Below are 22504 nucleotides of genomic sequence, written 5' to 3' on the forward strand. Positions count from 1 at the left end.
AGCGGATCACGGTGAGCCGCCACCTGGCCACCCGGTTCTCGGACGACGACGTCGAACAGGTCCTGCTGCACGAGGTCGCGCACGCCCTCGCCGGTGCCCGGGCGGCACACGGACCGAAGTGGAAGCGCACGGCCGCGTCGATCGGGTACACCGGCTCCCGGTTGCACGACGGGCCGATCGCCAGCGAGCTCGCCCCCTGGATCGGCACCTGCCCCGCCGGCCACGAGCACTTCCGGTACCGCACGCCGACCCGTCCCCTGGCCTGCGCCCGCTGTTCCCGCCGGTTCGACGCCCGGAACGTCATCACCTGGCGGCGCCGGACCGCTGACGACGACGCGGCCACGATGGCGTCGACTACCGCATGAGGTCCCCGACGCACGGAGGCGCGCCGGTAACCCGTTAGCCTGGACGGATGCACACGGGGCAGCACATCCGCACGGACGCCGGTTCCTCCTGGTTCTTCGACGCCGGACGGATCGCGCTCGACTTCGCGCACACGGGTGGCTTCGCCGACGACCCCACCGGACGGCGTCCGCGCTCGCAGCTGGGGGAGTTGCTGGCGAGCCCGGCGGACCTGGACGAGTGGCTCAGTGAGCACACCGAGCCGATCGACGTCGGTGCGAGCGCCCGCGAGCTGCAGGACGCCCGTGCCCTGCGTGCCGCGATCGCCCGGCTCGCCGTGGCCGCCGCCCCTGCGCCGGCGAGCACCGCCGCGGAACGCACCGCCGTGGCAGCGGGCCTGCGTGCCGGAGCCGGCCGCACGCGCCCCGCGCCCGACGACATCGACACCGTCAACCTGTTCGCCGCCCTGCCGGACGTGCCCCCGAGCCTCCCGGGTGGCCGACGCCGTGCCGGAGCCAACCGGGTCCGCCTGGCGCAGGCCCTGTCGAGCGTCGCGCGCGACGCGGTCGCGCTCTTCACCGAGGTCGGCTTCGACGACGTCGAGGCCGACGGCCGACCGACGCGGCTGAGCCGGTGCTCGGCCGAGGACTGCGGCCTGGTGTTCTACGACTCGTCGCGTGGCGGGACCCGGCGCTGGTGCTCGATGCAGCGGTGCGGCAACCGGGCGAAGGTCCGGGCGCACCGCGCCCGCCGCGCCGCGGAGTGACCACGAGCTGAGCGCTGGGCGACCTCGGGCGGTCGCGACACCCCGCTCGCCTCCGCCGAGCGGTCACCAACCGTCGTCCGACGGCGTCGCAACCGTCAGGTTGCGACCACCCGACGCAACGCAAGCGACGAGTCGCGACCACCCGACCGCACAGGAGGCGCGTGGCGCCGCCGCCACGGGCCTCCCGTCCGCCATCCGCGAGCGGTCACGACACCCCGCGCACCTCCGCCGAGCGGTCACCAACCGTCTGCTGGCGGCCTCCCAGCCGACAGGTCGTGACCACCCGACACACGCACGCACGAGTGGCGATCGGCCAGCACTACAAACTGACGAAGAAAAAGATTCGGTTCGCCGAATCCTCTGGCAGGATCGGTGCATGACCGACACTGCCAGCCCCCGGCTCGACGAGCACCCATCCGGTGCCCCGCGTCGCCGCGCAGCCGGGCTCACCCTGCTCGGACCGGCCTTCGTCGCGGCCATCGCCTACGTCGACCCGGGCAACGTCGCCGCCAACCTGACCGCCGGCGCCGAGTACGGCTACCTGCTCCTCTGGGTGCTCGTGGCCGCGAACGCCAGTGCCGTGATGGTGCAGTACCTGTCCGCCAAGCTCGGGGTGGTGACCGGCAAGTCGCTGCCCGAGCACCTGGGCCTGCGGATGCGACGCACCCCGCGCCTGCTGTTCTGGGGCCAGGCCGAGATCGTCGCCGCCGCGACCGACATCGCCGAGGTCATCGGTGGCGCGCTGGCGCTCTACCTGCTCTTCGACCTGCCGCTCGTGGTCGGCGGGATCATCACCGGGCTCGTCTCGATGCTCCTGCTGACCCTGCACAGCCGCCGGGGCACGCGCCTGTTCGAGACCGTGGTCACGGCGATGCTCGCGATCCTGACGGTGGGCTTCTGCGCCGGGCTGCTGTTCGCCCGGGTCGCACCGACCGACCTGGTCGCCGGGCTCGTGCCGCGGTTCGAGGGCGCCGGGTCGGTGCTGCTCGCCGCCTCGATGCTCGGCGCGACGGTGATGCCGCACGCCGTGTACCTGCACTCGGCGCTCGCCCGGGACCGCCACGGGGACGTGCCCCCAGGTCCGGAGCGTCGCCGGGTGCTCGTCGCGACCCGGTGGGACGTCGGGCTCGCGCTGATCGTTGCGGGCGGGGTGAACATCGCGATGCTCGTCCTCGCGGCGGCGACCCTGCCCGGCGTCGAGGGCACCGACTCCATCCCCGGTGCGCAGCGCGCCATCGCCGAGAACGTCGGCCCGGTCGTCGGGGTGCTCTTCGCCGTGGGCCTGCTCGCGTCCGGCCTGGCCTCGACCTCGGTGGGCTGCATGGCCGGCGCGGAGATCATGCAGGGCCTGCTGCACGTCCGGATCCCGCTCGTGGCCCGGCGCGCGATCACCCTGGTGCCCGCGATCGTGCTGCTCGCACTGAACGCCGACGCGACGATGCTGCTCGTCGTCAGCCAGGTGGTGCTGAGCTTCGGGATCGCCTTCGCGATCGTGCCGCTGGTGGTCTACACCTCGCGTCGGAGCGTGATGGGGGCCGACGTGAACGCCGCGACCACCCGGGTGGTGGCGTGGGTGATCGCGGCGGTCATCGTGGCGCTCAACGTCGCACTGGTCGTGCTCACCCTGACCGGCTGAGGCGCAGCCGATCAGCGGACGGGCGGTCGTCAGTCGACGACCTGGACGTCCTTCCAGAACGCGACGTAGCCCGAGTAGTCCTTGCCGACGCGGTCGAACGACGACGGGATCGGCGTCGGGTACGACCACGCGCGGTCCTGCAGCGCCTGCCCGTCGACGTTCACCGTGAAGTACTGGGTGTCGCCCTTCCACGGGCAGTGGTACTGGGTGGGGCTCTCGGTGAAGAGCTCGGTCTTCACGCTCGACGGCGGGAAGTACCAGTTGCCCTCGATCTTGATGAGGTCCTCTTCGGGGGCCTCCGCGATCACCGTGTCGCCGACGACTGCCTTCATGGCGTTGCTCCTTCGCTCGCTGGTTCCGTGACGGGGCGAACGCTACGCGCGCTCCCCCGATTCCCGCAGGACGGTCAGGTCGGGGCCCGCGGCGAGCGCCGCGTGCACGTCGTCACGGCTCAGGACGGCGGCTCCCTCGGACGCGCTGACCAGGTGCCGCACTGCGCGGCGCAGCCCCGTGTACGCCGCGCAGGCCGCAGCGGCCTCGGGTGAGGTGTGGTCGATGCCGACCTCGGTGAGCGCGTCGACGACGGCTCCGGCGGCGAGCAGGTCCTCGACGGCGAAGTCGGGTGCGTCGGCGACGTCGACGGACTCGCCCGCCGCCTCGGCCGCGTCGTCGAGGGCTGCGGTGTGGTGCAGCCCGGCAGCCACGATCGCGACGACGCACCGGTCACCGCGTGCGGCCTGGAGGCCCGTCACGCGTTGCGCGATCGCCGCCGCGTTGCCGAGGTGGCCGAGCACGACGTCCGGACCCTCCGGCAGCTGGGCGGTCACGTTCCGCAGCGCGCCCCGCTGTGCTGCGGCGTCGGGGGTCGGCGGCAGGGCGTCGACCCAGACGAGCAGATGGGCGCCGTGGGCGATCCGAGCCGCACCTCCGGGACCCCACGCGAACCGGACCTGGTACTTCTCCTGGGTGCGTTCTGCCACGCCCGTCACGATAGCCGCCCCGGCGATGCTGTCCCTCTCCACAGGGTCGCCGTCCGACCGGTTTCCGCCAGGGTGGCGACCCTAGGATGCATGTCCATGGAGATCGCCCCCGTGCCCACCCTGACCGGCGACCGTGTGACCCTCGAGCCCCTCGGGCAGGAGCACGCGGAAGACCTGCGGGCGGCGGTCGCGGACGGCGACCTGTGGCGCACCTGGTACACCTCGGTGCCCGCCCCGGCACAGGTCGAGGCCGAGATCGACCGGCGGCTCGCCGAGCACGAGGCCGGCCGCATGGTGCCGTTCGCCGTGCGGGACCGTCCGACCGGCCGGGTGGTGGGTGCGACGACCTTCATGAACATCGACTCGGGCAACCGCCGTGTCGAGATCGGCAGCACGTTCCTGGCGAGGTCCGCCCAGCGATCGGGGATCAACACCGAGTCGAAGCTGCTCATGCTGTCGCACGCGTTCGAGGCGTGGCAGTGCATCGCGGTCGAGTTCCGCACCCACTGGCACAACCTGCAGTCCCGGGCGGCCATCGCGGGCCTCGGTGCGAAGCAGGACGGCGTGCTGCGGAACCACGCGATCGGCCGTGACGGCACGCTGCGCGACACCGTGGTGTTCTCGGTCATCGCGTCGGAGTGGCCGGCGGTCCGCCTCTCGCTGGCCGAGCGGCTCCGGCGGCACGACCGCGCCGAGGGGTCCCGCCGTCGGTCGGCCCGGCACGCCTGAGTCGTTGCGTTCGAGTCGGTGCCGTCGCCCACCGGGCCACGGCGCACCGTCCAGCCCGCGGGCGTAGCGTCACCGCCATGCACGTCGGCCTCCGGATCGTCCTCGATGCGCCGGTCGACGCCGTGCGCGATGCCCTGCTGTCCCCGTCCGTGATGGTGGCGGTGACGAAGCCGTTCCTGGCGTACCGCTCGCGCGACCCCCGGGGGTTCCCGGAGCGCTGGGAGCCCGGACACCCGCACCCGATCACCGCGGACGCCTTCGGGTTGGTGCCGAGCGGCGACACGCACGTCGACCTCGACCTGTACGAAGTACAGGGGGTCCCCGTGCAGCGCGACAACGGCGGCGGCACGTCCGGGTTGTTCGGGCGGATGACGATGTCGCACCGGATGGCCGTCGTCCCCGCACCGGGTGGCCGCACCCTGCTGCTCGACCGTCTGACCTACCGGATGCGACCGGCCGTCCTCGGGCTCGCCCTGTGGCCCGGCATGTGGGTCATCTGGCAGTGGCGGGCGTTCCGGATGCGCGCCCTCGCGCCCACCTGGCGGACCGACGGCGAGTGACGTGACGCGGGTCGGGCCTCCCGTCCACCGCGGAGCGGGCGTAGCCTCGACCACGTGAGCCAGACGCGCCCCCAGGAGCCGACGACCGACGACCGTGTGCGCAGCACACTGGCGACGACGGATTGGCGGCGGATGACGTTCGACCTGTACCGCCGCGTCCGCGCCACCCCGGACCCCCAGACGGCGCACGCGCTCTGGCGCGAGACCCGTGACGCGATGTTCGCGGAGCACCCGGCGTCGCCACTGCTCGACGAGGACGCACGCGACTTCGAGTCCCTGCCGGTGCCGGACTACGACCCGGCGTGGCGGTTCCAGGTCCGCATCGAGGCCACGGAGCACGCCGAGTTCGACTTCGAGACCGGCACCGACGGCGTCGTCCACTTCGACCGCCTCGGCCTCGTGCGGGTCCCCGGTGTCGGCACCCTCGACGTCTGGAAGCACGGCGGCTACGCGGGCGGGGTGTTCGTCCCCGTCAAGGACTCGAGCGCCGGCAAGGCCCGCGGCACGTACGGCGGCGGACGCTACCTGCTGGACACCATCAAGGGCTCGGACCTGGGCGGCGACGACCTCGGGTCGCTCGTGCTCGACTTCAACTTCGCCTACAACCCGTCGTGCGCGTACGACCCGGCGTGGGCGTGCCCGCTCGCGCCTCCGGGCAACACCGTGCCGGTCCCGATCCCCGTCGGCGAGCAGTACGACTTCTAGGGTGGAACACATGACAGGACTCGTCGCCCTCGATGCCGGCGGCCGTGTGCCGCCGTTCGAGCAGGTCCGATCGCAGATCGCCGCGCAGATCACCGCTGGGTACCTGGTGGACGGTGACCGGCTGCCGAGCGTCCGTGGGCTGGCGGACGAGCTCGGCCTCGCCGCCGGCACCGTCGCGAAGGCGTACCAACTGCTCGAGGAGGCCGGGCTCGTGCACACCGCGCGTGGCGCCGGCACCCGGGTGGTGCGGCCGGCGGACGTGCCGGACGCCGTGGCCGAGGCCGCTCGCGCCCTGGCTGCCGCAGCACGCTCGGCGGGGCTGTCGGCCGACCAGGCGGCGACCGCGTTGCGGGAGGCCTGGCCGGCGTAGCGGGCGCGGGGCCGGCGGCGCTCGCGGGGCGGGCGCTTCCGGGCGTACCTGGTCGTTCCGGGCGTACCTGGTCAGAAGTTCCGCCCGGGTACGCCCGATTCGACCAGGCATCGCAGGCGTTCTGGGAAGAACCGTTCCGAGCGCTCAGCAGTGCTCGTACACGTACGCGTCGTGCTTCGGGGTCACCAGGTCGCGGTCGCGCAGGATCGTCATCGCCGGACGGCTCCCCAGCCCGCACACCGAACCCCACGAGCGCTCGAGGGTGTCCGAGTACTCCACGTCGATGACCCGCCCGCCGTAGGCCTTCGTGTACGCGGCGCACTCCCGGTACTGCACGCACTCCTCGGCGACGACGAAGTCGAACCCGGTCTGCTTCCGGCCGGACGCCCCGAGCTGCGGCGTGTTCTTCTGCCCGACGGCCAGGCCGTGCCGGCGCCCCTTGGCGACGAGCGACTTCGCGAGCGCCAGGTTGCCGGCTCGGGTGAGCCGCTTGCCACTCCGGGTCCACGAGTCGAGGTTGTCGAACTCAACAGCGTCGAACCCGCGGTCACCGCAACGGGCGATGGTCTTCGCGAGCACCTTCGTGATCAGGGCACGCTTGGCCGCGGTCCGGGTGTCGAGGAGCATCTCGTCCGGCCACCCCGGGTCCGAGACCGGCTTGCCCGCACGGTCGCGGAGGATCGCCGACGGGTACGACTTCTTCCACGTCCGGGCGGCCTCAGGCTGCGTCTGGAACCCGTTGACGTAGCAGATGTTGTACTTGCCCTTCGCCGGGCGGTCGGTGCTGTCGCGCTCGACGATCGTCACGCCGGAGGGCGGGGTGTACCCGCCGCCGAGCTGGTAGTCCACCCGACCCGAGGTCGGCAGGTTGCGGTAGTTCGCGGCCGCGCCGGTCGTCGCGGCCTCGGCGCAGCCGGCCGTGCCGAGGACGGCCACCAGGGCCATCGCGGTGGTCAGCAGGATGGATCGGATGCGCACCCCGGAATCCTCGCACGCGCAGGGCGAACGACCCCGCCCTCGCCGTTCCGGGGATGTGCACGCTATGCTGGTCGTACTCGAGGCGCCGATCGCCTCGTGCGTCGTACGGACGCCCCGAACTCCCGACCGCCTGTCTCCAGACTCCGGTCGATGATCGAGCACCTCACGAAGGTGCCCAGGCTTCTCTGCTGCGGCGACTGCGCCAGCCACATCCGTTGGCGCGCATCCCGCCCGCGCGCTGCCTCGCAAGCGCGCCCACAGCCGGACTGCTCCGGCTCGAAAGGTCACCATGACCACCGAAGACATCCGTTTCTCCGACCTCGGCGTCCCCGCGCCGATGGTCTCCGTCCTCGCCGACCAGGGCAAGGACATGGCGTTCCCCATCCAGGCGGACACGCTCCCGGACTCCCTGCAGGGCAAGGACGTCCTCGGCCGCGGCCGCACCGGCTCCGGCAAGACCATCGCCTTCGCGATCCCGCTCGTCGCCCGCCTCGCCGCCAGCGGCCGCAAGCGCCGCGCCGGCCGCCCCCGCGCCCTGGTGCTCGCCCCGACCCGTGAGCTCGCGACGCAGATCGACGTCGCCCTCGCCCCGCTCGCCAAGGCCATGGGCCTGAACACCACGACCATCTTCGGTGGCGTCGGTCAGGGTCGTCAGGTCGACGCCCTGCGCGGCGGCGTCGACGTCGTGGTCGCCTGCCCGGGTCGCCTCGCCGACCTCATGCAGCAGGGCCACGTGAACCTCGGCGACATCGAGGTCACCGTCCTCGACGAGGCCGACCACATGGCCGACATGGGCTTCCTGCCCGGCGTCACAAAGATCATGCAGGCGACGCCCGAGAACGGGCAGCGACTGCTGTTCTCCGCGACGCTCGACAACGGCGTGGACAAGCTCGTCAAGAAGTTCCTGCACAACCCGGTGATGCACTCCGTCGACGAGGCGAACAGCCCCGTCGAGGCGATGACCCACCACCTGTTCGAGGTCGCCGACGCCGACGCGAAGAAGCACCTCGTGAGCGCTCTCGCCTCGGGCAACGGTCGTCGCATCCTCTTCATGCGCACGAAGCACCACGCCAAGCGCCTCGCCAAGCAGCTCAGCAGCCAGGGGATCCCGGCCGTCGACCTGCAGGGCAACCTGTCGCAGGGTGCCCGTGAGCGCAACCTCGCGAAGTTCTCCTCCGGCGAGGCTCTGGTGCTCGTCGCCACCGACGTCGCCGCCCGCGGAGTGCACGTCGACAACGTCGAGCTCGTCGTGCACGTCGACCCGCCCACCGAGCACAAGGCGTACCTGCACCGCTCGGGTCGCACCGCCCGTGCCGGTTCGTCCGGTGACGTCGTCACGGTGACGATGCCCGCCGAGCGTCGCGACGTCGCGCAGATGATGCGTGCAGCCGCGATCAAGGTCACCCCGCAGCACGTCACGGCGACCTCCCCGGCCGTCACCGCGCTCGTCGGCGAGGTCGCTCCGATCCGCCACGTGGCCGAGGAGCAGCCCACCCAGCAGCGTCAGCCCAAGCAGCGCTCGGCCGAGCCCGCCGGTGACGGCGGCGCTCGTCGCCGTGGTCGCGGCGGTCGTTCGGGAGGCGCGGCGCAGCCCGCGCGCTCCGGCGCGGCTGGCGAGTCCGCCGGTTCGACCGGGGGCCGTCAGGGTCAGGGCCGTCCGGCCCGTGGCGCACGTTCCGAAGGCGCCGGGCGCTCCGGTGCCGCGGCCGCCGGTTCGACCGGTGGTCGCCGCAGCGGCGGCAACCGTCGCTCGGGCAGCAGCGACGTCGTGCGCGGCGGCTCGTCGGCCGTCTGGTCGTCCGAGGGCGGCTACGCCGCGGGTCGGTCCGGCAACGAGTCGGGCGGCAACCGTCGCGGTGGCTCGCGCCGCGCCTCCCGGCCGGCTGGCGCTGCCGACCGCCACTGACCTGCGCGGCCTGACCCGCTCGACCTGAGCCCGTCGGCGCCCGTCGGTGCTCGTCGGTGCTCGCAAAACACCGGTGTTCACCTTTCGAACCCCCGCATCCCACAGCGTGTTCCGTGAACACCGGTGTTTTGCGTCGGGGCGCGGGTGAACCTTGACGGGGGCTGGGGGCGGGGCACTCCGTCGCGCGTACGGTCTGCTTCACCGGATGCCGCGCAAGCGGCTGACGGGGAACACGTCCGCTTCTGGAAGGAGTGCCTATGGCTGGCATCGATGACATCAAGAACGCCGCTGAGAAGGCGGCAGGCAAGGTCAAGGAAGCCACCGGCAACGCGTCCGGTAACGACCGGCTCAAGGCCGAAGGCCAGACCGACCAGGGCAAGGCCTCGGCGAAGCAGGGCGTCACCGACGTCAAGGACGCTGCGCACGGCGTCGCCGACAGCTTCAAGGACGACAAGCACTAAGCCGGTTCGCGACCGCGCTGCGAAGCCCCCGGATCCGATCGGACCCGGGGGCTTCGTCGTGCGCAGGGCTAGTGCAGGGCGCCGACCGAGGCCAGGCCGGCACGGAGCAGTGTGCCGCGCCCGCCTTCCATCTCGTCGGCGACGGCGTCGGACGCGGCTTCCATCGGGCTCATCCAGGTGAGCTCGAGGGCGTCCTGCCGGGGCTCGCACGTCCCCGTGACCGGGACGACGTACGCCAGCGAGATCGCGTGCTGCCGCTCGTCGGTGTACACCGAGGCGCCCGGCAGCGGGAAGTACTCGGCCACCGTGAACGGAGCCGGGCTCGACGGCAGCTGCGGGAACGCCATCGGCCCGAGGTCCTTCTCCAGGTGGCGGAACAGTGCGGTGCGGATCGACTCGCCGAACATCACGCGACCGGACACCAGGGTGCGGGCGATCGAACCGCTCGGGGAGACCCGCAACAGCACGCCGACCTCGGTCACGACGCCGAGGCCGTCGGTGCGGACGGGGACCGCCTCGACGTAGCAGATCGGCAGACGACGGCGGACGTTCGCGAGCTCCTCGTCGGACAGCCAGCCGGAGTCGGGGTCGGGGGTGCGCAGCGAGGACATGCACCGTGTCTACCAGGGACGGCGGCGAGTTCGGCGGAAGGCGCGGGAGTTGGGGATGGTTAGCGTTGTCCACATGATCGATGCGGACTTGGTGCAGTGGACTCGGAGTGCGTCAGACCGGACGGGCACACCGTTGCTCGTGGCGATGCACGGGGTGGGGTCGAACGAGCACGACCTGCTCGGACTCGCCCCCGCGCTGCCGCCCGCGTGGACCGTCGCGTCACTCCGAGCACCCACTCCGTGGGGGCCCGGCTTCAGCTGGTACCCGCTCGGCACACCCGGCTCCCCTGCGCCGGAGGCGGTCGACGCCGTGGCCGCCGAGGTGCTCGACTGGATCGACTCCGTCGCCGCCGACCACCCGCGGATCGGGCTGCTCGGGTTCTCGCAGGGCGGTTCGATGGCGCTCCAGCTCCTGCGCACTCGGCCCGCCGGCTTCGCGTTCGCGGTGTCACTGTCGGGGTTCGTGGTGCCGGGCGTGACCGACTCGCGCGACGACGCCGTGTCGGCGGTACGGCCGCGGGTGTTCCTCGGGCACGGCGACCTCGACCCGGTGATCCCGCCCGAGGCCACCGCCCGGACGCAGGCGTGGGCCGCAGCGCACACCGACGTCACCGACCGCACCTACGCGGGCCTGCCGCACGCCGTGTCGACGGCGGAACTGGCGGACGTGGCGGCGTTCGTCGAGGCGGGGTAGCGCTGCGGAGCGCGCTTCGTGAGCACGAATGGTCGGGTCCGACGTGCGGGCCCGACCATTGCTGCTCACGATGTGCGGGAGGGACGGGAGGCCCGGTGCCAGCTGGCACCGGGCCTCCTGTCCGTCAGTCGGCGAGGATCTGGAGCAGGTCCTTGCGGAGCTGGTCCACCTTGGCCGTGGCGGCCTTGGCCTGCTCCTCGGTCGCGGTGCTGCGGTACATGTGCAGGACGCCCATGGTCTTCCGGAGCGCCTCGAAGAACTCGCGCTGGGCGTCCGGGATGCCCGGTGCGCCGTCGAGTGCCGCGGCGATCTCGTCGGCCTTGGCCTCGGTCTCGGCCTTGCCGGCGTCGGTGAGTTCGAAGAGGGTCTTGCGGCCGTCGCCCGACGAAACCACGAGGTCTTCGTCGACGAGCTGCTGGAGCGTCGGGTAGACCGAGCCGGGGCTCGGCTTCCAGGCGCCCCCGGTGCGCTCGGCGATGGTCTTGATCACGGCGTACCCGTTCTGCGGACCCTCGGCCAGCAGGCCGAGGATCGCGAGACGGACGTCACCGCGGCGACGGCGTTCGCGGCCGAAGCCGGGCCCGCCGAAACCGGGGCCGAAGCCCGTGCCCGGGCCGAAGCCGGGGCCGAACCCGCGACCACCGAAGCCGCGGCCGTGGTCGTGGTCGCCGCGATCACGGCCGGGGAAGCCGGCGCCGTGGTGCTGCCGCGCGCCGCCGAAGCGGGGGCCGCGCGGGCCGAACCCGCGCTGGTCGCGGGGGGACGTGTTGCTGAGGTCGTCATACGAGGGGCGCATGAGGACTCCTTCCTGTGCTGAGTCGGCTCGCGACCGGTCTGACCTGATCGTCTTCGTCGTATCGCGATGTGTTCACGATAGATCGGTAACTATCGCTCTGTCAAGGGGTACGTGCGCTCGGCCTGCTGTCGGTGGTGGCGGGCAGGATGGGACGGACCATGACGGACGTCTTCGAGCGCTTCTCCCCCGCGACCACCGAGTGGTTCCGCGGCGCCTTCGACGCACCGACGCCGGCGCAGGCCGGGGCGTGGGACGCCATCTCGACCGGGCAGCACGCACTCGTGATCGCCCCGACCGGCTCCGGCAAGACCCTGGCGTCGTTCCTGTGGTCGATCGACCGGCTCATCAGCGCGACGGACCGCCCACCGGCCAAGCAGCGCACCCGGGTGCTCTACGTCTCGCCGCTCAAGGCCCTCGGGGTCGACGTCGAGCGCAACCTGCGGAGCCCGCTCGTCGGGATCACCCAGACCGCACGACGCCTCGGCACCGAACCGCCGGACGTCACGGTCGGTGTGCGGAGCGGTGACACCCCGTCGTCCGATCGGCAGAAGCTCCTGCGTCAGCCGCCGGACATCCTCATCACCACGCCCGAGTCGCTCTACCTGATGCTCACCTCGCAGGCGCGCGAGACCCTGGTGAACGTCGACACCGTCATCGTGGACGAGGTCCACGCGGTCGCCTCGACCAAGCGCGGCGCACACCTGGCCGTGTCCCTCGAGCGCCTCGACGACCTCCTCGACAAGCCCGTGCAGCGCATTGGGCTGTCCGCGACCGTCCGCCCACCGGAAGAGGTCGCGCGGTTCCTGGGCGGCCGTGCACCGGTGACGATCATCGCGCCGCCCGCGCAGAAGACCTTCGACCTGCGGGTCGTCGTGCCCGTCGACGACATGACCGAACTCGGGGCGCCGCCGGTCGGCGCGGACGCATCCGAGTCGCCGACGAACGGGTCGATCTGGCCGCACGTCGAAGAACGTGTCGTCGACCTGATCGAGGAACACCGCTCGACCATCGTGTTCGCGAACTCGCGACGACTGGCCGAACGACTGACGGCGCGGCTCAACGAGATCCACGAGGAACGCGTGCTCGCCGCCGCCGGCGACGGCGTGCTGGTGCCGGCGGGGGCGTCACCGGACGACGACGGCCTCCCCGTGCCGCGGGGCCGCCCGCAGTCACCGGCCCGCACCTCGGCGCACGCCGTCGCACCCCAGGGGGCCAAGCGCCCGCCGGCGCAGCTGATCGGCGGGTCCGGGCAGACGGATGGCGGGGGCTCGGACGCCTCGGTCCCGGTGCTCGCCCGCGCCCACCACGGCTCGGTGTCGAAGGACCAGCGCGCGGTCATCGAGGACGACCTGAAGTCCGGTCGACTGCGGTGCGTCGTCGCGACGAGCTCGCTCGAGCTCGGCATCGACATGGGCGAGGTCGACCTGGTCGTCCAGGTCGAGGCGCCGCCCTCGGTCGCGAGCGGCCTGCAGCGCGTCGGTCGTGCCGGCCACCAGGTGGGCGAGATCTCCCGCGGCGTGCTGTTCCCGAAGCACCGGGCCGACCTGGTCAACAGCGCGGTCACGGTCGAGCGGATGGTCACGGGTCAGATCGAGTCGATCTCGGTGCCGGCGAACCCGCTCGACGTCCTGGCGCAGCACACCGTGGCCGCCGGGGCGATCGACACCCTCGACGTCGAGCACTGGTTCGAGCTCGTGCGACGGAGCGCTCCGTTCAGCGGCCTGCCCCGATCGGCGTTCGAGGCGACGCTCGACCTGGTCACGGGCCGGTACCCGAGCGACGAGTTCGCCGAGCTCCGGCCACGGCTGGTCTGGGACCGCGTGCACGGCACCCTGACCGGGCGCCCGGGCGCGCAGCGACTCGCGGTGACGAGCGGCGGGACGATCCCCGACCGCGGCATGTTCGGCGTCTTCATGGTCGGCGAGAAGGCGTCCCGCGTCGGCGAACTCGACGAGGAGATGGTCTACGAGTCGCGCGTGGGCGACGTGTTCGCCCTCGGTGCGACGAGCTGGCGGATCGAGGAGATCACCCACGACCGCGTCGTCGTGAGCCCGGCGTTCGGGCAGCCCGGACGCGTGCCGTTCTGGAAGGGCGACGGCATCGGCCGGCCCGCCGAACTCGGCCGTGCCACCGGTGCGTTCGTGCGCGAGGTCGAGGGCGCGTCGGACGACGACGCACGCGCCCGCGTCGCCGCCGGTGGACTGGACGAGCGAGCGATCACCAACCTGCTGACCTTCCTGCGCGACCAGCGCGCGGCCACCGGTCACGTGCCGAACGACACCACGCTCGTCATCGAGCGGTTCCGCGACGAGCTCGGGGACTGGCGGCTCATCCTGCACTCGCCCTACGGCATGCAGGTGCACGCGCCGTGGGCCCTGGCCGTCGCCGCACGGCTGCGCGAACGGCACGGCATCGACGGCGACGCGATGGCCGCCGACGACGGCATCGTCGTCCGCATCCCGGAAACCGACGCCGAGCCGCCGGGTGCCGACCTGTTCGTGTTCGAGCGCGACGACCTCGAGGCACTGGTCACCGACGAGGTCGGCGGCTCGGCACTGTTCGCCGCGCGGTTCCGCGAGTGCGCGGCGCGCGCCTTGCTGCTGCCCCGACGGAACCCCGGGCAGCGGTCGCCACTCTGGCAGCAGCGGCAGCGGGCCTCGCAGCTGCTCGAGGTCGCGCAGAAGTACCCGACGTTCCCGATCGTGCTCGAGACCGTGCGCGAGGTACTGCAGGACGTCTACGACGTGCCGGCGCTGCTCGGGATCGCCGACGACATCGCCGGGCGCCGGATCCGCTTGGTCGAGACGGAGACCGAGCAGCCGTCACCGTTCGCCCGCTCCATCCTGTTCGGGTACGTCGCGGCCTTCATGTACGAAGGTGACACCCCGCTCGCCGAACGCCGGGCAGCGGCCCTGTCGCTCGACTCGACGCTGCTCGGCGAGCTGCTCGGTCGGGCCGAGCTCCGCGAACTGCTCGACCCGGCGGTCATCGCCTCGGTCGAACGCGACCTGCAGCGGCTCTCGCCGGATCGTCGCGCGCGTGACGCCGAGGGTCTCGTCGACGTCCTGCGGCTCGTCGGCGCACTCGACCTGGACGAAGCCGTCGACCGGAGCTGGCTCGCCGACACGACCGACCGCGCTGCTGCCACCGCCGAACTGCGCACCACCCTCGAGGTGCTCGAGCGGGACCGCCGGGTGCTCTCGTTCTCGCACGCCGGCGCGACGCGCTGGGCCGTGATCGAGGACGCCGCACGCCTGCGCGACGCCCTCGGCGTCCCGCTGCCGATCGGTGTGCCCACGGCCTTCGTCGAGCCCGTGGCGGACCCCCTCGGCGACCTGATCGGCCGCTACGCCCGGTCGCACGGGCCGTTCTCCGCGCAGGAGGCCGCCGGTCGCCTCGGACTGGGCATCGCCGTCGTGCAGGACACCCTGCGTCGACTCGTCGCCGATCGCCGTGTGGTCGAGGGTGAGTTCCGCCCGGACCGCCAGGGTGCCGAGTGGTGCGACGCCGAGGTCCTGCGGCGGATCCGCACGAAGTCCCTCGCAGCCCTGCGGCACGAGGTCGAACCGGTCTCGCCGGACACCCTCGCCCGGTTCCTGCCCGCGTGGCAGCACGTGCAGACCCCCGGTACCCGCGGTGGGCTGCGTGGCGTCGACGGGGTCCTGCAGGTCATCGACCAGCTCGCCGGGGTCGCCCTGCCCGCCAGCGCCTGGGAGACCCTGGTGCTGCCGTCGCGCGTCACCGACTACTCGACGAGCATGCTCGACGAACTGACCGCCACGGGAGAGGTCCTGTGGTCCGGCGGGGGAACCCTGCCCGGCAACGACGGCTGGGTGCGCCTGCACCTGGCCGACACCGCGGCGACGACGCTCGCCGAACCCTCGGGCGACGAGACGACCGAGCTGCAGCGTGACGTGCTCGGGGCCCTGGCCGGCGGCGGCGCGTACTTCTTCCGCCAGCTGGGCCAGGCCGTGGGCAGCAGTGACGACCAGGCGCTCACCACCGCACTGTGGGACCTCGTGTGGGCCGGGCAGATCACGAACGACACGTTCGCGCCGCTGCGGTCGATGCTCGGTGGCAAGGCGAAGAGTTCGAGTGCTCCGCGTGCCCGCGCCTACCGCGGCCGTCGGCGCCCGACGATGCCGACGCAGTCCGGGCCGCCGTCCGTCGGGGGGCGCTGGTCGCTCCTGCCGCTGGCCGAGTCGGACTCGACCGTCCGGGCTGCCGCGACCGCCGAACAGCTGCTCGAGCGGTACGGCGTGGTCACCCGCGGCGCCGTGCAGGTCGAGGGCGTCCGCGGCGGCTTCGCCGGGGTGTACCGGGTGCTCTCGCGGTTCGAGGAGTCCGGGCGGGCTCGTCGCGGGTACTTCGTCGAGGGGCTCGGTGCCGCCCAGTTCGCCACCGGCCCGACCGTCGACCGGCTGCGCACCTACGCCCGCGAACTCGGTGACGACGAGCGCGACGACCCGGACCGGAAGCGCGAGGCGCTCACGCTCGCTGCGACCGACCCGGCGAACCCGTTCGGAGCCTCGCTGCCGTGGCCGACGGGAGACGCCGATCCAGGCGTCGTGGCCGACGATGCCGCCGGAGCCGAGAGCACCCTCGGCAGCGGGACAGCGAGCGGCGCGAAGACCACTCGGGGCCACCGGCCGGGGCGCAAGGCGGGCGCCCTCGTGACGACCGTCGACGGCAAGCTCATCGTGTACGTCGAGCGCGGCGGCAAGTCGGTGCTCACCTTCACCGACGACGCCGCCGACCTCGCTGCCGCCGCCGCCTCCATCGCCGGCATCGTCCGGACCGGGCTGCGGAAGCTCTCGGTCGAGCGGGTCGACGGGGACTTCGTGCTCGAGACGCCGCTCGGCGGCGCACTCCGGGCCGCGGGGTTCACGGCGACCCCGCAGGGGCTGCGGCTCCGTGTGTGAGGCGAGCCGTGCCTCCCGGCAGTGCAGCGACCACGTGCCGGACGTGCCCCGTGCCGTCCGGACGGGGCGCGCGCACCCGTCGGAGGTGACCCGTGCCATCCGGACGGCACGCGCGCACCCGTCGGAGGTGACCCGTGCCTGAGGGCGACACCGTCTACCGGGCTGCCCGCCGCCTGCACGCCGCGCTCGCGGGCAAGGTCCTGACGAAGAGCGACTTCCGGGTCCCCGCGTTCGCGACGCTCGACCTGGTCGGCCGCACCGTCGACGAGGTCGTCCCCCGCGGCAAGCACCTGCTGCACCGCATCGGCGACCTGACCGTGCACTCGCACCTGAAGATGGAGGGTCGGTGGGACGTCTACGCGCCCGGTGACCGCTGGCGACGTCCGGCACACCAGGCACGGGCGATCCTGGACGCCGAAGGGGTCTCCACCGTCGGCTTCGCCCTCGGGGTGCTCGAGGTCGTGCCGCGCGACCAGGAGTCCGAGGTCGTCGGACACCTGGGGCCCGATCTGCTCGGCCCGGACTGGGACGCCGACCTGGCGCTCGCCAACCTGACCGAGGACCCCGAGCGCCCGGTCGGGCTGGCACTGCTCGACCAGCGGGTGCTCGCCGGGCTCGGCAACGTGTACCGGAACGAACTCTGCTTCCTGCGCGGCGTGCTGCCCACGCGTCCGGTCGGGCAGGTACCGGACCCGGCGCGGACGATCACGCTCGCCAGCCGATTGATCCTGGCGAACCGTGACCGCAGTGCCCGCGTCATCACCGGCGTCGACCGCCCGGGGCGACGCTTCTGGGTCTACGGTCGCGCCGGCAAGCCGTGCCTGCGGTGCGGAACGCCGATCCGCCACGGCGAACTCGGCGACTCGGAACTCACCCTGCGCGACACGTACTGGTGTCCGCGCTGTCAGACCTGACCCGCCCGGAGGACGTCAGCGGTCGCCGACCGGTGTCAGGCGGCGGCGCGGGTCGACGCCGGACGGCGACGGAGGGTGGCGTCGAGGACGGCCGGCGGGTTGTACTGCTGGTCGAGCCGACCGACGTCGGAGCCCGGCGGCACGATCTGGTCGATCCTGTCGAGCACCTCGTCCGAGAGCGCGACGTCGACGCCCGCGAGGAGGTCGTCGAGCTGCTCCATCGAACGGGGGCCGATCAGGGCGCTCGTCACACCGGGGTGGGCGATCGCGAACGCCAGGGCGAGGTGGGTCATCCGGACACCGGTCTCCTCGGACAGGGCGACGACCTGCTCCACCGCGTCGATGCGGCGCTCGTCCTGGTTGTGGCGGAACATGCCGACGCGGGCCAGGTCGCTGTCCTGCCCCTTCCGGAACCGGCCGGTGAGCAAGCCACCGGCGAGGGGACTCCAGACCAGGGCGCCCATGCCGTACCGCTGGACGACCGGCAGGACCTCGCGCTCGATGCCCCGGTTGAGGATCGAGTAGGTGGGCTGCTCCGTCCGGAAGCGTTCCAGACCCCGGCGTTCGGACGTCCACTGTGCCTCGACCTGCATCGACGCGGGGAAGTCCGAGCTGCCGATGGCCCGCACCTTGCCGCTGCGGACCAGGTCGGTGAGGGCCGAGAGCGTCTCCTCGAGGTCGACGGTGTCATCGGGACGGTGTGCCTGGTACAGGTCGATGTGGTCGGTCTGCAGGCGGCGGAGCGAGTCCTCGACGGCGGTCGTGATCCAGCGGCGGGAGTTGCCGCGGCGGTTCGGGTCGTCGCCCATCGGGCCGTTGAACTTGGTGGCGAGGACGACGTCGTCCCGACGGCCCTTGAGTGCCTTGCCGAGCAGGGTCTCGGACCCGCCCTGCGAGTAGCGGTCAGCGGTGTCGATGAGGTTGATGCCGGCGTCGAGGGCGCGGTGGACGATGCGGATCGAGTCCTGTTCGTCGCCGTTGCCGATGCTGCCGTCCGTGCCGAGCATCATGGCGCCGAGGGCGAGCGGGCTGACCTGGATGCCGGTCCGGCCGAGGGTGCGGTAGTGCATGGGAATGCCTCCTGTCGATGGCGTCCTGGTCCGCGATGTCGTATCGTGGTCCGAAGTGGAACGCTCTTCCGGAACTATACGGAACGCTTTTCCGTTTCCGCAACCCCAGATGTGCGGCAACGCCGTCCCGACCCTGGAGGCCCCGTGCGCGCCGACGCCCGACGCAACCTCGACGCCCTGACCGACGCCGCGAAGGCGGTCTTCGCCGACGACGGCGTCGACGCCCCCGCGAAGGTCATCGCCGACCGAGCCGGGGTCGGCGTCGGCACGCTGTACCGGCACTTCCCGCAGCGGTCCGACCTGGTGGTCGCGGTCTTCCGGAACGCTGTCGAGGCCTGCGCCGACGCCGCCGACGACCTCGCCGCCGCCCACGCCCCCGACGAGGCACTCGCGCGGTGGCTGCAGCGGTTCACCGAGTTCGTCGCGACGAAGCGGGGGCTGGCCGCGGCACTGCACTCCGGGGACCCGGCGTTCGAAGCACTGCCCGACTACTTCATCGGTCGGCTCGGCGACGCGCTCGGGGGACTGCTCGCCGCCGCTGCGGCAGCGGGCACGATCCGGCCCGACGTCGATGCCCCACAGCTCCTGCGTGCCGTCGCCGACCTGTGCCACGGAGCACCCACGGCGGAGCAGAGCCAGCTCATGGTCGGGCTGCTCGTCGACGGGTTGCGGTACCGGGCGACGGCCTGACCGGCCTGGCGGTCGACCGGCCGTGCGGTCGACCGGCCGTGCGGTCGCCCGGCGCGCCGCCGGCCTCTGGTGTTCAGGGCGCCGGGTGGAGCCGCTCCGCCGCGATCGCGCGCACGGCGTCGGTGACCCGCTCGAGCAGCGGTGAGGCGAGGTTCCACCGCTGCCACCAGAGCGCGACGTCCGCTCGCCGCCCCGGCGTGAGCTCGACGAGGGTGCCGTGTCCGAGCGCTCCGAGGCACTGCGCCTCCGGCAGCATGCCCCACCCGAAGCCGAGCGAGACCGCACGCGCGAAGTCGGCCGAGGTCGGGACGAAGTGCCGCGGACCGGACGGTGCGTGTCCCAGCACCCGGCGGAGGTAGCCCTGCTGCAGGTCGTCGGCGCGGTCGTAGTCCACGAGCGGGACCTCGTCGAGCCGCCGGAGCATCCTCCGCTCGGAGCCGGTGTCACCGAGGTACCGTGCGACGAACTCCGGCGACGCCACGGCCCGGTACCGGTCGATGCCGAGCGGCACCGACGAGCAGCCCTGCACCGGGTCCGCCTCGGCCGTCACCGCACCCATGACCGTGCCGGCGCGGAGCAGCTCGGCGGTGCGGTCCTGGTCTTCGCGGTGCAGGTCGAACACCACCTCGGTGTCGGCCCGGACGAGGGCCAGGGCATCGAGGAACCAGGTGCCGAGTGAGTCGGCGTTCACCGCGAGCGGGATCGACGGCACCACCGAGTCCCCACCGCCGAGCGCCCGGGAGGTCTCCTCGTCGAGCAGGCGGACCTGCCGTGCATGCCGGAGCACCACCTCGCCGTCGGCCGTCGGCCGCACCGGGGTGGTGCGCTGGAGCAGGACCCGGCCGACCTGTTGCTCCATCGACTTGATCCGCTGCGAGACCGCCGACGGGGTGATCGCCAGCGCACGCGCCGCGGCGTCGAGCGTGCCGTGGTCGACGGCTGCGACCAGGGTCTCGAGGTGCTCACGGTGGAACCGGGTCATGCAGCTGAGCTTACGGCGGTGCAGGAACGTGAGCTGTACTGCACCGGCTTCGGGCTCTAGCGTCGGACCGTGACCACGCTCCTCCCGCTGCTCTCCGGCCTCGGCACCGGACTCGCGCTGATCGTCGCGATCGGTGTGCAGAACACGTACCTGCTCCGCCTCGCCGTGAGCGCCGGACTCCGGGTGGTGGCCGCGGCGGTCGTGGTGTGCGCCGTCTCGGACGCGCTGCTCATCGTCGCCGGAGTGCTCGGGGTGGGGGCCGTGGTCGAGCGGTTCCCCGTGGCGCTCCTGGTGATCCGGTTCATCGGTGCCGCGTTCCTGCTCACCTACGGGGTACTCGCGGCGCGGCGTGCACTGCGGCCCTCCGGGGACGCGCTGCGGGTGACCGACGAGGCGGCCGACGACGGTGTGGTGGTCACCGGCGCGGACGCGGGGGTCGACGCGACCACCCGCACGACGGTGGCGGTGGGGCGGACGCGGACCGCGCCTCCCGGCCAGGTGGTGACCATGCGGACGGCCGTGCTGACCATGCTCGTCTTCACGTGGGCGAACCCGCACGTCTACCTGGACACGCTGGTGTTCCTCGGGTCGGTAGCGAACCAGCAGGGCGCGGACGACCGGTGGCTGTGGACGATCGGTGCCGTCGCGGCGAGCTGCCTGTGGTTCGGCGCGCTCGGGTTCGGCGGACGGCTGCTGCGACCGCTGTTCGAGAAGCCGCTGACGTGGCGGGTGTTCGACGGCCTGGTCGCCGTCGTGATGCTCGCCTTCGGCGTGCTGCTGCTCGTCGGCGCGTAGCGGCGCGGCCGCGAGTCGGGCGGCGAATGCAGAACACCGGTGTTCACAGGTCGAACCGCGGGATGCGGGTGTGCAACGTGCGAACACCGGTGTTCAGCGGGGATGAGCCCTACTGCATGCGCTGGCCGACGCGGCTGTGGCGGCGGCTGTAGCCGAAGTAGATGACGAAACCGATGACCAGCCAGACGACGAACCGCAGCCAGGTCTCGACCTCGAGGTTCAGCATCAGCCAGAAGCACAGCACCGCCGAGATGATCGGCAGCACCGGCGACCACGGCACCCGGAAGGCGCGCGGGGCATCGGGCCGCGAACGACGCAGCACGACGATGCCGATCGACACCAGGACGAACGCGGACAGCGTGCCGATGTTGATCATGCCCTCGAGCTTGTCGACCGCGGTGAACCCGGCCAGCAGCGCCACGACGACACCGGCGACGACCTGCACGCGCACCGGGGTCTGCGTCTTCGGGTTGGTCTTCGAGAACCAGCGGGGCAGCAGGCCGTCACGGCTCATCGAGAAGACGATGCGGGACAGGCCGAGCAGCAGCACCATGACGACGGTGGTCAGACCGATCAGGGAGCCGATGGCGATGATGCCTGCGGCCCACGGCAGCCCGACGATGTCGAACGCCGATGCCAGGGACGGCGCCTTCTCCTCCGCCAGGCGCTGGTACGAGACCATGCCGGTGATGACGATGCTGACGCCGACGTACAGCAGCGTCACGATGCCGAGGCCGATGAAGATGCCGCGCGGCAGGGTCTTCTGGGGGTTCTCGGTCTCCTCCGCGCTCGTGGCGACGACGTCGAAGCCGATGAAGGCGAAGAACACCAGCGACGCCGCGGCGAGCAGGCCGAAGACGCCGTACTGGGCGGGCTCGGCCCCGGTGAACCAGGACACGAGCGACTGGGTCCAGACGCTGCCCTCGGCACCCTTGGCCGGCTGGGCCGGCGGGATGAACGGTGTGAAGTTCGCCGCCTTCACGAAGAACGCACCGGCGACGATGACGAACACGACGATGGCGACCTTGATGACCGTGATGACCGCCGACACCCGCGACGACAGGCGGGTGCCGAAGGCGAGGAGCACCGTGAAGATCCCGACGATGAGCACCGGACCCCAGGTGAAGGGGATCGGGCCGAGCTGGATCGTGCTCGGCAGGGTGATGCCGAAGACGTCGAACGCGGTGCTGAGGTAGATGCCCCAGTACTTCGCGATCACGGCGCTGGCGGTGAGGGTCTCGAGGATGAGGTCCCAGCCCACGATCCAGGCGAGCAACTCGCCCATCGTGGCGTAGGTGAACGTGTACGCGGAGCCGGCGACCGGGATCGTCGACGCGAACTCGGCGTAGCACATGATCGCCAGGCCGCAGGTGACGGCGGCGAGCAGGAAGGAGATGATGACGCCGGGCCCTGCGAAGTTCGCGGCGGCGTTCGCGCCGACCGAGAAGATGCCCGCGCCGACGGCGACCGCGATCCCCATCGCGGCGATGTCGAACGTCTTCAGGGAGCGTTTCAGGGACCTGCCCTGCTCCTCGGAGTCGGCCAGGGAGGCCTCGATCGACTTGATGCGGAGCTTCGTTGCCATGGGGTGGATCCC

The 22504-nt window shown here is 72.3% G+C and carries 22 protein-coding genes; 14 read left to right on the top strand and 8 right to left on the bottom strand.

Translation table 11 applies throughout. From position 1 onward, the window contains the following. The 3 genes from DEJ17_RS07600 to DEJ17_RS07610 form a co-directional block, all read left to right on the top strand. The coding region (locus DEJ17_RS07600) for a SprT-like domain-containing protein (protein WP_110892819.1) at window positions 1–365 on the top strand (365 nt) is incomplete at its 5' end. Between the two features lie 47 nt (window positions 366–412). After that, window positions 413–1108 (top strand): CGNR zinc finger domain-containing protein, encoded by a 696-nt coding sequence (locus DEJ17_RS07605; RefSeq protein ID WP_027466753.1) that lies wholly within the window; start codon window positions 413–415, stop codon window positions 1106–1108. 376 nt (window positions 1109–1484) lie between these two features. Further along, entirely contained in the window at window positions 1485–2744 is a 1260-nt protein-coding gene (locus tag DEJ17_RS07610) for an Nramp family divalent metal transporter (protein WP_110892820.1), read from the top strand. 29 nt (window positions 2745–2773) lie between these two features. Here the strand turns inward: DEJ17_RS07610 and DEJ17_RS07615 are convergent, their stop codons facing one another. Continuing rightward, window positions 2774–3076, bottom strand: coding sequence for a DUF427 domain-containing protein (locus tag DEJ17_RS07615; protein ID WP_110859472.1), 303 nt, complete (start codon window positions 3074–3076; stop codon window positions 2774–2776). A 42-nt stretch (window positions 3077–3118) separates the two neighbouring features. Next, on the bottom strand, window positions 3119–3724 hold the full coding sequence (locus tag DEJ17_RS07620; protein ID WP_258366710.1) for a hypothetical protein: 606 nt from the start codon (window positions 3722–3724) through the stop codon (window positions 3119–3121). Between the two features lie 90 nt (window positions 3725–3814). On the opposite strand from DEJ17_RS07620, the gene DEJ17_RS07625 reads away from it, so the two are divergent. The 4 genes from DEJ17_RS07625 to DEJ17_RS07640 all read left to right on the top strand — a co-directional run bounded on the left by DEJ17_RS07625 (window position 3815) and on the right by DEJ17_RS07640 (window position 6088). Then, the gene (locus tag DEJ17_RS07625) at window positions 3815–4453 is read left to right on the top strand and encodes a GNAT family N-acetyltransferase (protein ID WP_110892821.1); all 639 of its coding nucleotides are present in this window, start codon (window positions 3815–3817) and stop codon (window positions 4451–4453) included. Between the two features lie 77 nt (window positions 4454–4530). Next, window positions 4531–5013 (top strand): hypothetical protein, encoded by a 483-nt coding sequence (locus tag DEJ17_RS07630; RefSeq protein ID WP_110859471.1) that lies wholly within the window; start codon window positions 4531–4533, stop codon window positions 5011–5013. A gap of 132 nt (window positions 5014–5145) precedes the next feature. Further along, window positions 5146–5718: a DUF1684 domain-containing protein gene (locus DEJ17_RS07635; protein WP_110892822.1), complete on the top strand. Its 573-nt coding sequence runs from the start codon at window positions 5146–5148 to the stop codon at window positions 5716–5718. Between the two features lie 10 nt (window positions 5719–5728). Further along, on the top strand, window positions 5729–6088 hold the full coding sequence (locus tag DEJ17_RS07640; protein WP_258366711.1) for a GntR family transcriptional regulator: 360 nt from the start codon (window positions 5729–5731) through the stop codon (window positions 6086–6088). A 144-nt stretch (window positions 6089–6232) separates the two neighbouring features. Here DEJ17_RS07640 and DEJ17_RS07645 read toward each other — a convergent pair whose 3' ends face one another. Next, window positions 6233–7066 carry an endo alpha-1,4 polygalactosaminidase gene (locus DEJ17_RS07645; protein ID WP_110892824.1) on the bottom strand — a complete coding sequence of 278 codons (834 nt, stop codon included), beginning with the start codon at window positions 7064–7066 and terminating at the stop codon, window positions 6233–6235. Between the two features lie 289 nt (window positions 7067–7355). Here DEJ17_RS07645 and DEJ17_RS07650 point away from each other — a divergent pair, with 289 nt between their 5' ends. Further along, window positions 7356–8972: a DEAD/DEAH box helicase gene (locus DEJ17_RS07650; protein WP_110892825.1), complete on the top strand. Its 1617-nt coding sequence runs from the start codon at window positions 7356–7358 to the stop codon at window positions 8970–8972. A gap of 257 nt (window positions 8973–9229) precedes the next feature. Beyond that, window positions 9230–9433 carry a CsbD family protein gene (locus tag DEJ17_RS07655; protein ID WP_110892826.1) on the top strand — a complete coding sequence of 68 codons (204 nt, stop codon included), beginning with the start codon at window positions 9230–9232 and terminating at the stop codon, window positions 9431–9433. 68 nt (window positions 9434–9501) lie between these two features. On the opposite strand, the gene DEJ17_RS07660 is transcribed toward DEJ17_RS07655, so the two are convergent. Next, window positions 9502–10044, bottom strand: a complete 543-nt coding sequence (locus DEJ17_RS07660) for an NUDIX hydrolase family protein (RefSeq protein ID WP_110892827.1) — start codon at window positions 10042–10044, stop codon at window positions 9502–9504. 73 nt (window positions 10045–10117) lie between these two features. Between DEJ17_RS07660 and DEJ17_RS07665 the strand changes: the two genes are divergently transcribed. Next, window positions 10118–10738 carry an alpha/beta hydrolase gene (locus tag DEJ17_RS07665; RefSeq protein WP_110892828.1) on the top strand — a complete coding sequence of 207 codons (621 nt, stop codon included), beginning with the start codon at window positions 10118–10120 and terminating at the stop codon, window positions 10736–10738. 124 nt (window positions 10739–10862) lie between these two features. Here the strand turns inward: DEJ17_RS07665 and DEJ17_RS07670 are convergent, their stop codons facing one another. After that, entirely contained in the window at window positions 10863–11534 is a 672-nt protein-coding gene (locus DEJ17_RS07670; protein ID WP_110892829.1) for a PadR family transcriptional regulator, read from the bottom strand. A gap of 158 nt (window positions 11535–11692) precedes the next feature. Here DEJ17_RS07670 and DEJ17_RS07675 point away from each other — a divergent pair, with 158 nt between their 5' ends. After that, window positions 11693–16456 (top strand): DEAD/DEAH box helicase, encoded by a 4764-nt coding sequence (locus tag DEJ17_RS07675; protein ID WP_110892830.1) that lies wholly within the window; start codon window positions 11693–11695, stop codon window positions 16454–16456. Window positions 16457–16590: 134 nt separating this feature from the next. Next, window positions 16591–17370, top strand: coding sequence for a DNA-formamidopyrimidine glycosylase family protein (locus tag DEJ17_RS07680; protein WP_110892831.1), 780 nt, complete (start codon window positions 16591–16593; stop codon window positions 17368–17370). Between the two features lie 35 nt (window positions 17371–17405). On the opposite strand, the gene DEJ17_RS07685 is transcribed toward DEJ17_RS07680, so the two are convergent. Then, window positions 17406–18440 (bottom strand): aldo/keto reductase, encoded by a 1035-nt coding sequence (locus tag DEJ17_RS07685; protein ID WP_110892832.1) that lies wholly within the window; start codon window positions 18438–18440, stop codon window positions 17406–17408. A gap of 144 nt (window positions 18441–18584) precedes the next feature. Here DEJ17_RS07685 and DEJ17_RS07690 point away from each other — a divergent pair, with 144 nt between their 5' ends. After that, window positions 18585–19130, top strand: a complete 546-nt coding sequence (locus tag DEJ17_RS07690; RefSeq protein WP_110892833.1) for a TetR/AcrR family transcriptional regulator — start codon at window positions 18585–18587, stop codon at window positions 19128–19130. 73 nt (window positions 19131–19203) lie between these two features. Here DEJ17_RS07690 and DEJ17_RS07695 read toward each other — a convergent pair whose 3' ends face one another. Then, a complete protein-coding gene (locus tag DEJ17_RS07695) occupies window positions 19204–20112 on the bottom strand; it encodes a LysR family transcriptional regulator ArgP (RefSeq protein ID WP_110892834.1) in 909 nt (302 codons plus the stop codon). 69 nt (window positions 20113–20181) lie between these two features. Between DEJ17_RS07695 and DEJ17_RS07700 the strand changes: the two genes are divergently transcribed. Then, on the top strand, window positions 20182–20907 hold the full coding sequence (locus tag DEJ17_RS07700; RefSeq protein WP_110892835.1) for a LysE/ArgO family amino acid transporter: 726 nt from the start codon (window positions 20182–20184) through the stop codon (window positions 20905–20907). A 109-nt stretch (window positions 20908–21016) separates the two neighbouring features. On the opposite strand, the gene DEJ17_RS07705 is transcribed toward DEJ17_RS07700, so the two are convergent. Further along, on the bottom strand, window positions 21017–22492 hold the full coding sequence (locus DEJ17_RS07705) for an APC family permease (RefSeq protein WP_110892836.1): 1476 nt from the start codon (window positions 22490–22492) through the stop codon (window positions 21017–21019). Between the last annotated feature and the right edge of the window lie 12 nt (window positions 22493–22504).

Source organism: Curtobacterium sp. MCSS17_011 (genome assembly GCF_003224275.1).
Lineage (GTDB): Bacteria > Actinomycetota > Actinomycetes > Actinomycetales > Microbacteriaceae > Curtobacterium.

Coding starts and splice junctions, on each gene's coding strand:
- DEJ17_RS07605 (WP_027466753.1), top strand. CDS start 413: ATGCACACGGGGCAGCACATCCGCACGGACGCCGGTTCCTCCTGGTTC.
- DEJ17_RS07610 (WP_110892820.1), top strand. CDS start 1,485: ATGACCGACACTGCCAGCCCCCGGCTCGACGAGCACCCATCCGGTGCC.
- DEJ17_RS07615 (WP_110859472.1), bottom strand. CDS start 3,076: ATGAAGGCAGTCGTCGGCGACACGGTGATCGCGGAGGCCCCCGAAGAG.
- DEJ17_RS07625 (WP_110892821.1), top strand. CDS start 3,815: ATGTCCATGGAGATCGCCCCCGTGCCCACCCTGACCGGCGACCGTGTG.
- DEJ17_RS07630 (WP_110859471.1), top strand. CDS start 4,531: ATGCACGTCGGCCTCCGGATCGTCCTCGATGCGCCGGTCGACGCCGTG.
- DEJ17_RS07635 (WP_110892822.1), top strand. CDS start 5,146: ATGACGTTCGACCTGTACCGCCGCGTCCGCGCCACCCCGGACCCCCAG.
- DEJ17_RS07640 (WP_258366711.1), top strand. CDS start 5,729: ATGACAGGACTCGTCGCCCTCGATGCCGGCGGCCGTGTGCCGCCGTTC.
- DEJ17_RS07650 (WP_110892825.1), top strand. CDS start 7,356: ATGACCACCGAAGACATCCGTTTCTCCGACCTCGGCGTCCCCGCGCCG.
- DEJ17_RS07655 (WP_110892826.1), top strand. CDS start 9,230: ATGGCTGGCATCGATGACATCAAGAACGCCGCTGAGAAGGCGGCAGGC.
- DEJ17_RS07660 (WP_110892827.1), bottom strand. CDS start 10,044: ATGTCCTCGCTGCGCACCCCCGACCCCGACTCCGGCTGGCTGTCCGAC.
- DEJ17_RS07665 (WP_110892828.1), top strand. CDS start 10,118: ATGATCGATGCGGACTTGGTGCAGTGGACTCGGAGTGCGTCAGACCGG.
- DEJ17_RS07670 (WP_110892829.1), bottom strand. CDS start 11,534: ATGCGCCCCTCGTATGACGACCTCAGCAACACGTCCCCCCGCGACCAG.
- DEJ17_RS07675 (WP_110892830.1), top strand. CDS start 11,693: ATGACGGACGTCTTCGAGCGCTTCTCCCCCGCGACCACCGAGTGGTTC.
- DEJ17_RS07685 (WP_110892832.1), bottom strand. CDS start 18,440: ATGCACTACCGCACCCTCGGCCGGACCGGCATCCAGGTCAGCCCGCTC.
- DEJ17_RS07695 (WP_110892834.1), bottom strand. CDS start 20,112: ATGACCCGGTTCCACCGTGAGCACCTCGAGACCCTGGTCGCAGCCGTC.
- DEJ17_RS07705 (WP_110892836.1), bottom strand. CDS start 22,492: ATGGCAACGAAGCTCCGCATCAAGTCGATCGAGGCCTCCCTGGCCGAC.